At 44.5% G+C, this 14,910-nt stretch carries 15 protein-coding genes; all 15 read right to left on the bottom strand.

The window, feature by feature from the left end:
* Positions 1–62 precede the first annotated feature (62 nt).
* The 15 genes from rlmD to hisC all read right to left on the bottom strand — a co-directional run bounded on the left by rlmD (position 63) and on the right by hisC (position 14,903).
* Entirely contained in the window at positions 63–1,433 is a 1,371-nt protein-coding gene (gene rlmD / locus B6K08_RS09740) for a 23S rRNA (uracil(1939)-C(5))-methyltransferase RlmD (protein WP_039205806.1), read from the bottom strand.
* Positions 1,434–1,548: 115 nt separating this feature from the next.
* Positions 1,549–2,214, bottom strand: a complete 666-nt coding sequence (locus tag B6K08_RS09735; protein WP_039205807.1) for an HAD family hydrolase — start codon at positions 2,212–2,214, stop codon at positions 1,549–1,551.
* A gap of 104 nt (positions 2,215–2,318) precedes the next feature.
* On the bottom strand, positions 2,319–2,855 hold the full coding sequence (locus tag B6K08_RS09730) for an HD domain-containing protein (protein ID WP_039205809.1): 537 nt from the start codon (positions 2,853–2,855) through the stop codon (positions 2,319–2,321).
* The gene (gene hisZ, locus B6K08_RS09725) at positions 2,855–4,039 is read right to left on the bottom strand and encodes an ATP phosphoribosyltransferase regulatory subunit (protein WP_039205810.1); all 1,185 of its coding nucleotides are present in this window, start codon (positions 4,037–4,039) and stop codon (positions 2,855–2,857) included. The genes B6K08_RS09730 and hisZ overlap by 1 nt, the downstream gene beginning before the upstream one ends.
* A gap of 33 nt (positions 4,040–4,072) precedes the next feature.
* Positions 4,073–4,369 (bottom strand): YerC/YecD family TrpR-related protein, encoded by a 297-nt coding sequence (locus B6K08_RS09720; protein ID WP_039205811.1) that lies wholly within the window; start codon positions 4,367–4,369, stop codon positions 4,073–4,075.
* A 368-nt stretch (positions 4,370–4,737) separates the two neighbouring features.
* Positions 4,738–6,147: an acetyl-CoA carboxylase biotin carboxylase subunit gene (locus tag B6K08_RS09715; protein WP_039205813.1), complete on the bottom strand. Its 1,410-nt coding sequence runs from the start codon at positions 6,145–6,147 to the stop codon at positions 4,738–4,740.
* 317 nt (positions 6,148–6,464) lie between these two features.
* A complete protein-coding gene (recG, locus tag B6K08_RS09710) occupies positions 6,465–8,531 on the bottom strand; it encodes an ATP-dependent DNA helicase RecG (protein WP_080326044.1) in 2,067 nt (688 codons plus the stop codon).
* Between the two features lie 30 nt (positions 8,532–8,561).
* Positions 8,562–9,293, bottom strand: coding sequence for a PTS sugar transporter subunit IIA (locus tag B6K08_RS09705; RefSeq protein WP_080326043.1), 732 nt, complete (start codon positions 9,291–9,293; stop codon positions 8,562–8,564).
* Positions 9,294–9,309: 16 nt separating this feature from the next.
* Positions 9,310–10,050 (bottom strand): SagB/ThcOx family dehydrogenase, encoded by a 741-nt coding sequence (locus B6K08_RS09700; protein ID WP_143254898.1) that lies wholly within the window; start codon positions 10,048–10,050, stop codon positions 9,310–9,312.
* A gap of 75 nt (positions 10,051–10,125) precedes the next feature.
* The gene (hisIE, locus tag B6K08_RS09695) at positions 10,126–10,827 is read right to left on the bottom strand and encodes a bifunctional phosphoribosyl-AMP cyclohydrolase/phosphoribosyl-ATP diphosphatase HisIE (RefSeq protein WP_027396036.1); all 702 of its coding nucleotides are present in this window, start codon (positions 10,825–10,827) and stop codon (positions 10,126–10,128) included.
* Positions 10,828–11,091: 264 nt separating this feature from the next.
* Positions 11,092–11,850: an imidazole glycerol phosphate synthase subunit HisF gene (gene hisF, locus B6K08_RS09690; RefSeq protein ID WP_080326042.1), complete on the bottom strand. Its 759-nt coding sequence runs from the start codon at positions 11,848–11,850 to the stop codon at positions 11,092–11,094.
* A 5-nt stretch (positions 11,851–11,855) separates the two neighbouring features.
* Entirely contained in the window at positions 11,856–12,587 is a 732-nt protein-coding gene (gene hisA, locus B6K08_RS09685) for a 1-(5-phosphoribosyl)-5-[(5-phosphoribosylamino)methylideneamino]imidazole-4-carboxamide isomerase (RefSeq protein WP_080326041.1), read from the bottom strand.
* Between the two features lie 29 nt (positions 12,588–12,616).
* Positions 12,617–13,222 (bottom strand): imidazole glycerol phosphate synthase subunit HisH, encoded by a 606-nt coding sequence (gene hisH, locus B6K08_RS09680; RefSeq protein WP_039205820.1) that lies wholly within the window; start codon positions 13,220–13,222, stop codon positions 12,617–12,619.
* Between the two features lie 18 nt (positions 13,223–13,240).
* Positions 13,241–13,831 (bottom strand): imidazoleglycerol-phosphate dehydratase HisB, encoded by a 591-nt coding sequence (hisB, locus tag B6K08_RS09675; RefSeq protein ID WP_080326040.1) that lies wholly within the window; start codon positions 13,829–13,831, stop codon positions 13,241–13,243.
* Position 13,832: 1 nt separating this feature from the next.
* Positions 13,833–14,903, bottom strand: a complete 1,071-nt coding sequence (gene hisC / locus B6K08_RS09670; protein WP_080326039.1) for a histidinol-phosphate transaminase — start codon at positions 14,901–14,903, stop codon at positions 13,833–13,835.
* Between the last annotated feature and the right edge of the window lie 7 nt (positions 14,904–14,910).

Raw genomic sequence — 14,910 nt, 5'->3', positions numbered from 1 at the left:
ATAATTCTTTATTTTTATATGTCACAAATATGCCATGAAGCCTTATACGACAAGGGTTTACGTCACTTTTGTTTTTTGTTAATTAGTGCTATGCTCTCAACGTGGCTGCTGGCCACAAACATATCCACTGGCTGGACTTTTTCAGCCTTATAACCAAGCTTGTCCAATATTTCCAGATCCCTTGCCAAGGTGGCTGGGTTGCAGGATACATAGACAATACGATTTGGCTGCATATTGGCGAAGGTCTTTAAAACCACTTCAGTACAGCCGGCTCTTGGCGGATCCACCACAATTACATCTGGGCGAATCCCCTGATTATAGAGTCTTGGCATTACCTTGGTGCAATCGCCCACAATAAACTCTGCGTTCTTTACATTATTTTCCCGGGCGTTTTTCTCTGCATCCTTAATGGCCGGACTTACAATTTCTACTCCATAAACCTTACGGGCCTTCTGGGCTAGATAAAGGCTGATAGTACCCGTACCGCAATAAGCATCAATTACTGTTTCTTTCCCAGTCAGCTGAGCAAACTCCAGTGCCTTGTCATAAAGTACCTCCGCCTGCTTGGTATTAACCTGGAAAAAGGAACGGGCAGAAACATTAAAGCTGAACTTCCCCAGCTTAGCCTTAATAGTTGGACGTCCCCACAACAGCTTAGTCTCCCGGCCCAATATAACATTATTTCTATAGGTCTGGATATTCTGCTGAAGGCTAACCATCTGAGGCAGACGGCTGCGAAGCATCTTGATAATCTCCTTTTCACGACTCAGCTGCTTGGTAGCAGTAACCAGCACCACCATAAGCTGTCCATTTTCCCCAGTACGGGCCACCACATGGCGCATTACACCAGTATGACGGTCCTCATCGTATACAGGAATATTCAGCTTATCTATTACCTCGCGTACTGCACTGATGGCCTCGTTATTGATTTTATCCTGAATCATACAGTCAGAGGAATCAATAATCTTATGAGTTCCCTGGGCAAAGCATCCAATAATAGTCTTGCCCTTTTCACGACCTACAGGAAATGCCACCTTATTGCGGTAATACCATGGCTCCTTGGCTCCAATGGTAGGCAACACAGGGAGATTCTTGAGATGGCCTATACGTTCCATGGCATCCTTCACCTGCTGATGCTTGGCCTTTAGCTGTCCTTCATAGGAAAGATGCTGCAGCTGGCAGCCACCGCACTCCTTGTAAATACCACAGGAAGGCACCACACGATCAGGACTTGGCTTTAACACCTTCACCAGCTTGCCTGTGGCATAGCTTTTCTTCACCTCAGTAATCTTTACAGTAAGCTCCTCCTCAGGAAGACCACCCACAACAAAAACAGTGAAGCCTTCAATACGGCCCACGCCTTCACCGCTGCTACCCAAGCTATTGATTTTTATATTGTATTGCTTTCCCTTTTCTACAGGAACCTTAGCCATTTATTTTCCTCCAAAACATAAAGAGGGCGTCACCCTCGAAATAATTGCATGGTATATTATACCACAAACATCCAAAGCTGACGCCACACCTTAATAATTACTTTTTAAGCTGACCTTACTTTTTGAACTGTACCTCAAAGAGAAGATCTGTTGGCTTATCAAGAAGCATTTTAGCTCCATTTTTCAAAAGCTCCTCATCCTTGCGGAATCCCCAACGGGCCCCTACAGGCAGGAAGCCGGCATTTACTGCTGTCTGCATATCCACGCCACTATCTCCTACATAAACAACTTTTTCAGGCTCCACACCAATTTCCTTGCAGATTTCCCGACAAGTGGATGGGTCTGGTTTTCTGGGATGACCAGGACGATCCCCCATAACTATTTTGAAAGTACCTGGCTCAAACAAAATACTAATAATTGTCTTTGCCGCATCCATTGGCTTGTTGGTGCAAACAGCCATAGGAACATTCTTTTCAATGAGCTTCAGCAGCAGCTCACGAACGCCTGTATAGGCACGGGTTTTATTCAGCACCTTACCGTTATAAATCTCTTTAAATTTTGCCAATGCCTTTTCATAAAAGGCTCTGTCCTCGGATTTGTCAATTGGCAATGCTCTTTCCACCAGCTTGCCAATGCCATTTCCTACAAAATATTTATAGGCCTCAACATCATGTTTTGGCAAATCGTATGCCGCAAGCATTTCATTACAGCTGTCTGCCAAATCATCTATTGAATTTATCAATGTTCCATCTAAATCGAATATTACTGCTTCGTAGCGCATAACTTTCTCCGCCTCTTTCTTCCATAAATAAATCTCGTACGGTTTGTAATATTCTATAAAAAAAAATAATATCCTGCAAATTTTTAAATTTTTTTGAAGACAGCTTAACTTAAGCTGTCCGCTTCCATCAATACCTTAAGAACAGCCTGCTCATTAGCTAATAATTCTTCATTTTTTCCGTTGTGGTGACGAAGCACAATGTCAGCTTCGTGAATCATCCCCATCTTCATCAGCTCACCGCAGCCTATTTCAGGATGATTATAATAACGGTACATTATTTCCTTAAAGTAGCTGTCACTGGAGCACTGGCTGTTATTTACAGACCATTCATGGAAAAATTTATCCAGCAAAACCCCGTAGGTCTTTCTGATACTGTTCATCCTTGGGCCACGGCCAATATCATGCAACAAGCAACAGCGCTTTAAAAAGTCCATGTCAATAGAATCGGCCAGCCCCTGCTTTTCAGCAATATCCACTGCAGTTTTCATAACATGAAGAGTATGACGCTGATCGGCTACCGTCATGTGATAAAAGGCCTGCTGAGCCTCAGGGGACAGCAGGTCATTTATTGTATTCTGTTCTTCCTTATTGGGGCCCTTTGCAAGAACCCCCTTAAAAAACTGAACTATTCTTTTTATCATTATCTCACGAATATCAATTGCTGATATCCCTTTCCTGCACGATATTCCTCGGCATCCTGTTCGGTGGACGGTCCCATGGCCATTTCACATGCTTCCCCGGCCATACGCAGCTTCTGAACTGCCTTTATAGCCTCCGGCTCCTTGCCCGGTGCAAACGCCACATACACATCACGCTGGGTCTGTGGTGCCTTCAATCCGTGACGCTCCAAGGCCAGCATTACCCGCTCTATGCCAAAGGCAAAGCCAGTGGCTGACATATCTGTGCCAAAATCCGTCAGCATATTGTCATAACGGCCGCCACCACACAATGGATAGCCAAGCCCCGGTGTATACGCTTCAAACACCATACCTGTATAATAGGTGAAATCACGGATTACACCCAAATCAAAGGTAATATACTCAGATACACCATAGGCTTCCAAAAGATTGCAAATCTCAGAAAGATTATCCAGTGCCTTCCGGGACTGCTCGTTGTTCACCATGGAATAAGCCTTCTTCAAAATTTCACGGTTACCGTGAAGAAGAGGAATCTCCTTAACCATTTTTCTGGCATCATCAGAAATATCTGCCTTATCAGCTATATTATTAAGACCTACAAGATCACGATTTTCAATGGCCGCACGGATATTGCCCATTTCCTTGGCACTTAAACCGCACTGCTTCATAAGTCCATTAATAAAATCCACCTGTCCAAGGCAGATAATAAAGTCATTGAGGCCCGTCTTTTTTAGGGCAGAAATGGCCAAAGCAATTATCTCTGCATCTGCAGTTGCCTTATCACTGCCCAACAGCTCAACCCCTGCCTGATGGAATTCACACTGGCGACCAGTCTGGGCCTGCTCGTAACGAAATACTGAGCTAATATATGACAGCTTTAATGGCAGCTTATCTTCCTTCATACGGGAAGCAGCTACTCTGGCAATAGGAGTAGTCATCTCGTAGCGCAGAGCCATGGTACGGTTATTCTTATCAAAGAGCTTAAACATATGAGGCTCCAAATTACTGCCATTGCCCATAGTAAGAGTGTCCAAAAATTCAACGGTTGGCGTCACTATTTCATCATAACCCCAAAGGTTGAATTCTTCAGCTATTGCTGCTTCAATGGCACGCTTACCGGCAGCCTCACGAGGTAAAAAGTCCCTTGTACCATAAGGGATTTCCAAAACCATTTCTCTATTTTCCATAGTCACTTCTCCTACGCCCAACTTGCTTTAATACTATTTCTTGTCCTTTAAGCGATCCAATACCAGTGAATAGCCATCTGCACCATAATTAAGGCAACGCTTTACCCTGCTGATGGTAGCTGTGCTGGCCCCGGTACGACTTACAATGTCATCATAGGTGTGATGATCCTGCAGCATACGAGCCACCTCCAGGCGCTGACTCATAGCCTTTATTTCACTGATAGTACAAATATCCTCAAAGAACTGATAGCACTCCTCCACAGTTTCCAATTTCAAAACTGCCCCGCAAAGCTGATCGTTCAAATCATCCCTTAACTTAGGATTTACCATAAAAACACCACCTGTTAATATACTATATGTTTATGACACTTTCGTACTTTTATTCTTTCACACTTTACTTCGTGAAAATATAGATATATTATACAGCAACTATCCAAATTTTGCCATAGAAATATAGAAAAAAACCGTAAACGTCAAAGTATAGTATTCCTCAACAGCAAATAAAAAGCAGCCCGTAGGCTGCGTCATAGTATAATGTCATTACTCTTCAATTGGCAGGTTCACATTCCATGGGAGATATTTTTCTAAAACATAATCGTCCTCTAAGGATTCTTCCTGGGAAATGTTTGTAAAGATGTATTCCGGATATTCTTTTGTATCGACTGTGTCGGCTATACCGGACTAATGTGATTTCCTCGTTATGCCAGATACATACTTTCGATAATGGCCCTGGCCAATTCAGTATCACTCATACCCTTCATTTTCTTAGGCGCAGATACATATGCCGGCATGCGTTTTTTTATAAATTGTGTGTCGATATTGCCTGTACGAAAATAATTATCACGAAGGATTTTGTTATGAAGTGGCAAAGTAGTTTTTACTCCCTCAATGTGGAATTCATGCAGAGCACGCTCCATAATTTTTATGGCATCGCCACGATTGCGTCCGTGAACAATAATTTTTGCAATCAACGAATCATAATAAGGCTCGATGTCCAGACCCGCTGTTACACCGGAGTCAAAGCGTACCCGTGGACCGCTCGGCTCATGGAGAAAGGTAATATGTCCAGGGGATGGCATAAAGTTTTTATCCGGATCCTCGGCGTTGATGCGGCATTCGATGGCGTGTCCCGTGAAAGTTACATCATCCTGTGTAAAATCCAAGGATTCACCAGCGGCGATACAAATTTGTGTGCGTACCAGGTCAATACCGGTTACTACTTCCGTAATACCATGCTCAACTTGGATACGGGGATTTATTTCCATGAAATAAAATTCATTGTCAGCTAAATCCAGTAAAAACTCTACCGTACCGATATTGGAGTAATGAACACTTTTTGCGGCCTTAACAGCCAATGCTCCAACGCGGTTGCGCATATCCTGGGTCAGTGCAATAGATGGTGATTCCTCCAGCAGCTTTTGATTGCGACGTTGCAGGGAGCATTCACGCTCCCCAAGATGCAGAACCTCCCCGTAGTTATCTGCCACCACCTGTACCTCAATATGGCGTGATCTTTCAATGAAATGCTCGAAATAATATTTTTCTTTCGTAATATCCACCAGTAGCTTCAAGATATTTTTCAGGTCTTCTTCATCACGGGCGACACACATTCCTTTGCCTCCACCACCTGAAACTGGCTTCAGAATAACCGGATAACCGACCTCCTTGGCACTCCTAATGGCTTCCTCGTTGCTGTTCAGCGGATTGCTGCCCTTGGCCATTGGAATACCCGACGGCATTATGGAGGCTCTTGCGATATCCTTATCCCCCACCAGACGAATGGTTTCCGGCATTGGCCCAATCCATGTAATACCGGCATCTGTTACCTGTTCTGCGAAATCTGCATCCTCCGACAAAAAGCCGTAACCGGGGTGAAGAGCATCAGCTTTTGTCTGAATTGCAGCGTTAAGGATTGCTTCTTTATTAAGATAGCTTTCCTGAGCATCCGCTGGTCCGATATTTACGGCTTTATCCGCCAATCTGACATGCAGGGCATCGGCATCAGCATCAGAGTATACAGCTATAGTTTCGATATCCAGCTCCTGACAGGCACGGATAATACGGACAGCTATTTCGCCACGATTGGCAATAAGAACACGCTTAAACATATGATTACCTCCTAACCTCTAAAAAAATAGAATATGCCCTCAATTCATCATACCAATAATTATACATCGGTTAATATACAAGTCAATAAAAAACATACCCGTTTTTATAAACAAAATAAAGTATACAAAATACTGTATAAAATACAGATACAGTATAGCGTTTTATTTCAATTATTAATGATTTTTATTTTTCAATGGTAAAACAGAGGATAAACGTAATGGTAAATTTATCATACGATTATTCTGAAAGCTATCCACTAAAAATGCAGGTTATCCGCATTGCCTGTTGATAACCTGCATTTGAGTTGATAGTATATTTAGGTATCTGTTATGTTCATAAAATGCTCTTTGTACTGAAGCTCCAGAATAGGCAGCACATAATCAAGATCCACCCTGTTTTCCATGGTTTCAAGGGCTGCCCGGCGGGCCTCCAGTAAAATATCTATATCCTGCAATACATCAGCAATCTTTAAATCCGGCAATCCGTGCTGCATTGAGCCGAAGAACTGTCCCGGCCCTCGGAGCTTTAAATCCTCCTCAGCCAATACGAAGCCATCAGAGGTGGTTTCCATAATCCGCATACGTTCCTTGGAAACCTCAGTTTTTCCATCTGTCACCAGCACGCAATAGGAGCTGTATTCACCACGGCCAATACGCCCACGAAGCTGATGAAGCTGGGCCAGACCAAATTGCTGGGCATTTTCAATGACCATCATACTGGCATTGGGCACATTCACACCTACCTCGATAACCGTTGTTGCCACCAATAGCTTAAGATGTCCCTCGTAGAACTCCTGCATAATAGCTTCCTTGTCCTTTTGCTTCAGCTTACCATGAACAAGTCCGCAGGGAATATCCCGAAAAATACCATGAGTCAGCTCATCATAAACTGCCTCAGCAGACAGGAGATTGCTTTCCTCACTGTCCTCAATAAGAGGGCATACAACATATCCCTGACGCCCCTTAGAAATTTCATCCCGCATAAATTTATAAATAAGCTCCCGCCTGTCCGGAGTGCGCACGAAGGTTCTCACTGGCTTTCTGCCAGGTGGAAGCTCCCGAATAAGTGACACATCCAAATCACCATATACCGTCAAAGTCATGGTACGTGGAATTGGGGTGGCCGTCATAACCAGCACATCCGGCATGAGTGTGCCCTTTTTCTCCAGCTCAGCCCGCTGATTGATACCAAAACGATGCTGCTCGTCCGTTACCACCAGACCCAGCTTCTTAAAGGACACCTGCTCCTGAATAAGGGCATGGGTACCGATAACAATATCTATTTGCTGAGCTGCCAGCTCCTCATAAATCTGCTCCCGCTGTTTTTTCGTGAGCTTTCCAGACAAAAGAGCCACCTTTACTCCAAGTGGCTCCAGCTGTTTTACGAAACCTTCATAATGCTGTCTGGCTAAAATTTCCGTAGGAGCCATAAGAGCTCCCTGATATCCATTTTCTACTGTCTTTACAAGGGCCAGCATGGCGATAACCGTCTTGCCGGAGCCCACATCACCCTGCACCAAACGACGCATAGGCACAGAGCTCTCCATGTCATTACAAATATCATTCCAGGCCCTTCGCTGATCCCCAGTAAGTTCAAAAGGCAGCGATCCCATAAGCTTATCCACCATTACGCTGTTGAGCCCATGCCTTATGCCCTGCTTTTTCTCCTGAGTCCGTTTTTTCAGCATCATAAGACCGCACTGTATAAGGTACAGCTCCTCAAATGCCAGACGATTCCTGGCCTGCTTAACCTTGGCAAAGCTGTCCGGGAAATGAATTCCCCAAAAGGCTTCTCCACGGGGCAAAAGCCTATAACGATTGGCAATATTTTCAGGAATAACCTCTGGAATTGTATCCACACTATTTAAAAGCTCTCTGATGGATTTTCTGAAGAATTTTTGATTAAGGGCCTCTGTAGAAGGATAAATAGGAAGTATTCCCAGCCCCTTGGTCTCATCCTCATCAGGGTCCATAATCTCAAAGGAAGAAAGCTGACTCATGGAGTACTGGCCCTGACCTCCAAAAGCGAATTCCACCTTTCCGGTAGCAAAAACCTTTTTACCTGGCTTTAGCTTCGCCTTCAAAAACCGCTGATTAAACCACGTAATCTGCACAAATCCAGTGCCATCACTAACCATGGCTGTCAGAATAAGCATATTTCGACGCCCGGCTCTTTTTTCCTGTAGAGAAGTTATAACGCCAGAAATAGTAGACTTTTCCCCTGGCTTCAGCTCCCCAATAGGGGTAATGCTGCTTTGATCCTCATAGCCACGGGGATAGTGGGTCAGCATATCAAAAATTTTGCTTATACCTAATTTTTTAAGGAGCTGAGCCTTCTTTGGTCCGATTCCCTTCAAATATTGAATATCCTGATCCAGCTCCATAAAAGTCCTCCACAACTACTGCACTTGCTTTTATTCTCCGCCACCACTATTCAGGAATACACCTATGGTTACGAAAATAACTACCATTATTGCAACAAGCCCCACAAACATTGCTCCCAGCTTCACCCAGTTAGTGGAATCTTTGAGGAACTCCTCGCTTTCATTTTTTAGCTCATCGATAACAGATACATCCTTTGGTGGCTTCTTTACTTCCTTCTCAGGAGCTCCTGCCTCCTTTGTCTCTTCCTCAGCAGGCTTTTCCTCCCCCTCAGGTGCCTCTTCCTTAATTATCTCAACTACCCTAAAAATCTCACCGGCGCCGGCCTCTACATCCCCTACATTGGCCTTGATTTCCGTGTCCTCTTCTTCATCATTTACAACGATAACAGGAGTAATAGTATTAAGTCCCTTTTCCTCAAAGGCCCCCAAATCGTATTCTGCCACAAGATCACCGGCCTGGACACGCTGGCCCTGCTTTACATGTAAAATGGTAGTCTTATCCGCCACCTCATGGGCCTCTAAGCCAACATGTACCAAAATATTAAGGCCAGTATTTGTCTGAAAGCCAATAGCATGCTTAGTGGCAGCCACTACGGAAACTATACCGCTAATAGGGCTGTACAGCATACCATCCTTTGGAATAATGGCCACACCATCACCCATCATTTTCTTGGAAAAGGTATCATCAGGCACCTCAATTAAATCAACGATTTTTCCTGTCATCGGTGCAAAAATAGAACTCTCTCTTGTATTCTGAGCCATAATAACTCAACCCCTTCTATCTGATTTTGCCCACATGTGCCGCATAGACCATGAATTCTTCTTCCCCATCAAGGCCTAATTCACGGTTCAGCTCTTCATCATTAAAATGACCTATAGCACAGCATCCTATCTCCTGGGTATAACATGCCAAATAAAGATTTTGGCACACATGACCAGCATCCAGATAAAGATACTGCAATGACCTTCCCCCAAAGGCATAGTCCATTCTGTCAAGAACTGCCACCCACATAAAGGTAACGGCACTTGCATCATACATATTTATTTTATTGAAGCCCTTTTGCAATCTTTCCTTGACACCATCTCCAATATCTACTGGCAGAAGTGCATGCTCAAAGGCCAAAAATCTGTACAAACCCTTTTCAAGTCCCTCAACCTTATCCATATAGAGATAAGTTTCAAAGGCGTTTCTGGCACCAGCCGAAGGCACAGTACGCTTGGTGGCACCAGCAGGAAGCACCATCTTAACCCCTTGGGTACACCACAGAAGGAATGACAACTCCTTCATAGTAAGAGGCCGCTCACTGTATTCACGAACAGTGGAACGAAGCTCCATCAGCTCCAAAAAGCTGACTTCCTTATCCTCCAGATAATCCGGCTCCGGCAAGGCTATCAGCTGAGCATCCTCAGGATATGGCTTCTGGGGTGTAGGCACCTCTTCATGGTTAATCTTTCTTGTATTAAGATTATTTTTAACCAAGGATGCCTCACGCAAAGCCTTAAATATATCCTTGTACATAAAAACGCCTGCCCTTCAAAGTATTACTACTATAATTATAACTCAAAGGACAGGCGTTTTAAATATATTATTAGCTTAATCTACAGGACGAATGCCAGTTTTACCCGTAAATTTATGATAATCACCGCCATTATGACGATTTACCAGCTCACAGAAAACCTCCTCAGGGTTGATATTGTGATATGCCATCAGTACAAGACAGTGATACCAGAGGTCACCCATCTCATAGATGATTTCATTTTTATCATTGTTCTTGGAGGCAATAATTGTCTCTACAGCCTCTTCACCCACCTTCTTAAGAATCTTGTCCTGACCCTTTTCAAAGAGATAGTTGGTGTAAGAGCCTTCCTTTGGATTCAGCTGGCGGTCCTTAATAACATCATAAAGCTCGTTCATGATGTTGGCCAGATAATACTTCTCAGGTTGCTCGACCACAGCCAGAGCCTTTTCATTTTTCAACAGCCTGCGTCCGCTAAAGCAGGAATATGTACCAGTATGGCAGGCACCAGTGCCCTTCTGATGAACGATAACCAAAAGGGTATCCCCATCACAATCATAATAAAGGTCCTTTACCTCCTGCACATTACCAGAGGTGGCTCCCTTATTCCATAATGCCTTGCGGCTGCGGCTCCAGAACCAGGTGGTTCTCGTTTCAATGGTTTTTTGGAGAGAGTCAGCATTCATGTATGCCATCATCAGCACCTGGCCATTTTCTTCCTGAATAATGGCTGGTACCAGGCCCTTTTCATCAAATTTAATCATTGAAATGTCAATCATAGTGTATCCCTCCATTTGTAGTTACCTCTGACAGGGGCCAAATAGCCACTGCCATTTATACTTGATATTTAAGGAACAAGTGCAGATTGACTGAAGCATTGAGCGATGGGCGTTAAGAAACTATTTTTTGCATTCTTACACAGCGAGAAAATGTCGTTGTTTGAGCGAAGCGAGTTCGACTTTTCTTGCTGTTAATTAAAACGCAAAACAATAGTTTTAGCCCAGAGTCTCTCGCTGAAGTCAACTGTGCTTGTTCCTTATATTTTAAAATCTCATTTCTATACCTCTATCCCGCAGGTATTCTTTCACCTGTCTGATAGTGAACTGTCCATAATGGAACACTGAGGCAGCCAATACTGCATCAGCCTTTCCAAGAGTCAGCACATCATAGAAATGCTCCAGCTTTCCTGCTCCGCCAGAAGCAATAACAGGAACATCAACAGCCTCAGAAACAGCCCTGGTAAGAGGAATATCATAGCCATCCTTGGTGCCGTCTGCATCCATGCTGGTAAGCAGAATTTCACCAGCCCCCAATTCAGTGCCCTTCTTAACCCAATCTATCACATCTATTCCCGTAGGAGTGCGTCCGCCGTTCACGAATACCTCCCACTTATCTTCCCCCGTCTTTTTGGCATCCACCGCCAGTACCACGCACTGACGCCCGAAAATTTCTGCGCCTTGACGGATGATATCGGGATTTTTAACCGCTGCAGAATTTACCGAGGTTTTATCTGCCCCGGCCTTAAGCATCTTCCGCATATCCTCAGGAGTTCGTATACCTCCACCTATAGTAAAGGGAATAAACACCTGGGAGGCACAGTCCCGAGCCACCTGTACTATGGTGTCCCGCTGTTCATTGGAAGCGGTAATATCCAAAAAAACCAGTTCATCGCAGCGTTCCTCATCATAACGGCGGGCCAGCTCTACGGGATCACCGGCGTCTCTAAGTCCCACAAAATTGGTGCCCTTAACGACACGGCCACCCTTTACATCAAGGCAGGGAATTATTCTCTTAGTATACATACTTATCACTCCTCTGCCCCGGATGCAACCTTGATAGCCTCAGATAAATCAAGGGAACCAGTATAAATGGACTTGCCAACTATAACCCCTTCTATGCCATCCCTTTCATAAGGAAGAAGTGCCTTGATATCATCAATTGATTTAACGCCACCAGAGGCCACCACCTTTATGCCGCTTTCTCTGGCCAACTTGGCAGTAGCTTCAACATTTACCCCCTCAAGGGTACCGTCACGGGAAATATCAGTGTAAATAATGGTTTTCACACCAGCCTTGGCCATTTCCTTGGCAAGGACACCAACCTCCACATTTCCGGAGACCTCCCAGCCATCTACAGCCACAATACCGTCCTTTGCATCAATGCCAACCACTACCCGCTCACCATATTTTGCACAGGCAGTCTGAACAAGAGCAGGATTCTTGGCGGCCACAGAGCCCAAAATAACCCGCTGAACCCCGGCAGCCAAAACCTCATCTATGTTTTCCATGGTGCGGATGCCACCGCCTAATTCCACGGGAATATTGACCCTGGCAATTATTTTCTTTACCACATCAAGGTTCATAGATTTGCCCGCTCTGGCACCATCCAAATCCACCAAATGCAAATACTGACCCCCAAGAGATTCCCATTTTGCAGCCATTTCCTCTGGCTCACCAAAAACCGTCTCCTGGGAAAAATCACCTTTATAGAGGCGTACAGCCTTGCCTCCACGAATATCTATAGCAGGAAAAATAAGCATACAATCTTCCTTCCACTAGCCCCTTAAAATTAACTCTCAATAAAGTTTTTGATAATCAGCAGCCCCACATCACCGGATTTCTCAGGATGGAACTGAGTGGCCATCACATTGTCCTTGGCCACTGCCGCCGTTAGCTTCTCACCGTATTCTGTGGTAGCAGCCACGATAGAGCTGTCCTCTGGCACTGCATGATAGCTATGAACAAAGTAAAAATATGGCACCTCTGGCTCATCTTTGAATAAGCATAAATCCTTCTGGGCAAATTCCACGGAATTCCAGCCCATATGAGGCACCTTCAGGCCAGGAGCATTAATGCGTTTTACCATGCCCTTAAAAACACCCAAGCCCTTGGCATTTGGAGATTCCTCGCTGCCCTCAAAAAGCACCTGAAGTCCAACGCAGATACCCAAAAGGGGCACACCAGCAGAGATTCTTTCCATAATAGTTGGAATAAGTCCGGAAGCCTCCAAATTTTTCATACATGCCCCAAATTCCCCGACCCCTGGCAAAACCATTTTTTCAGCACTTTCAATTTCTGCCTTGTCACTGGTCACCTTCACATCATCAGTAAACTGGGCAAAAGCCTTTTCCACACTAAAAAGGTTCCCCACCCCATAGTCAATAACAGCAATCATAAATTGACTCCTTTCAGCTTAGAGCATTCCCTTGGTAGAAGGAATCTCATCCGCAGCCTCCGGATCTATTTTTACAGCTGTTCTAAGGGCGTGGCCCAAGGCCTTGAATATGGCCTCCACCTTATGATGGGAATTGGTGCCATACATCACCTTTACATGAAGGGTAATTCCCGCATTAAAGGCAAAGGCCCGCAAAAATTCCTCTGTAAGCTCAGTATCATAGCCACCAATCATTGGAGCCATAGGGCCGCCGGCATCGTACACCAGAAATGGTCTGCCACTTATATCAAGGGATACCATTACCAGTGTTTCATCCATAGGCAAGTAGAAGGTTCCATAGCGATTAATGCCCTTCTTGTCCCCCAAAGCCTGTTTTACTGCCTCTCCCAAGGCAATACCAATATCCTCAACGGAATGATGACCATCCACATTAATATCCCCATTGCAGCCTACCACCAAATCCATGCGGCCATGGGCGGCAAAAAGATTCAGCATGTGGTCAAAAAAGCCAATTCCGGTATCAATATCGGATACACCTCTGCCGTCAAGGCTGATGGTTAAATCAATAGAAGTTTCCTTTGTTTCGCGGATAACCTTTCCTGTACGCATATTAATTCTGCTCCTCCACAAAGGCCTTTACAGCCTTAAATACAGCATCATTTTCATCACGGTTGCCCATGGATATTCTCAGGGCATTTTCCAAAAGAGGTGCCTTGCCAAAGCTCCTGATACCTATACCACGGCTTTCCAGATATTCATTCAAAGCCACTGCCTTATCATACTTAAGGAAGATAAAGTTGGTGTTGGAAGGGAATACCTTGAAGCCCTTTAAGGAACCATACTGCCCCTCCATACGCTTGCGCTCCGCAATGGCCATCTGAATTCTTGGTATAAACTCATCCCGCATCTGGAATACAGTATCTGCAGTAACCAAGGTCAGCACATTCATGTGATAAGGCATCATGGACTTACCAATCATATCTGTCAGCGGTGCTGCCGCCAGCATATAGCCACAGCGACAAGCCGCCAGTCCATAAGCCTTGGAGAAGGTTCTGGCTATAATCATATTTGGGTATTTCTTCATAAGGCCAATGGCAGTCTGGCCATTGAACTCAATATAGGCCTCATCCACCAAAAATGCACAGCTGGTATGGCTGGCAATATATTCAATATCCTCCAGGGAAGTAAAGCTGCCAGTTGGATTGTTTGGATTACAAATCACACACAGAGCGGCTTTATTGTCATTAACTACATTGACAAATTCCTTCACATCAAGACTATAATCCTTTTCACTCAAGCTTACAGGAACAGCCTCCGCCTCAGCAGCCTTTGCATAAATGTGATACATGGAAAATGATGGCTGTGGAAATACAATTTTTCTGCCACGGCCCCCGAAGCAATAGAAGATTTTCTCAATAATTTCGCTGGAGCCGTTACCTATAAGAACATTTTCTACACCAAGACCAAAATTCCTGCCAATTGCCTCCATAAGCATTTCCAAATCCTCATTTGGATAACGGTTGAAGGCCACACGGGAAAGGCGGCTCATCACCCGCTCCTCCACCAAAGGTGGCAGGTTCATACCACTTTCATTGGCATTTACCTTAATATTCCAGTCCCGCTCCACCACATCGTATGAAGGCATCTCTGCCAGTTTATTTCTATATTTTAGCTTTGCCATTTTTATA

The sequence above is a fragment of the Anaerovibrio lipolyticus DSM 3074 genome, from assembly GCF_900141865.1.
In the GTDB taxonomy this organism is placed as follows: domain Bacteria; phylum Bacillota; class Negativicutes; order Selenomonadales; family Selenomonadaceae; genus Anaerovibrio; species Anaerovibrio lipolyticus.
The sequence above is the reverse complement of the archived record's forward strand: the minus strand, read 5'-3'. Positions and strand labels throughout refer to the sequence as shown.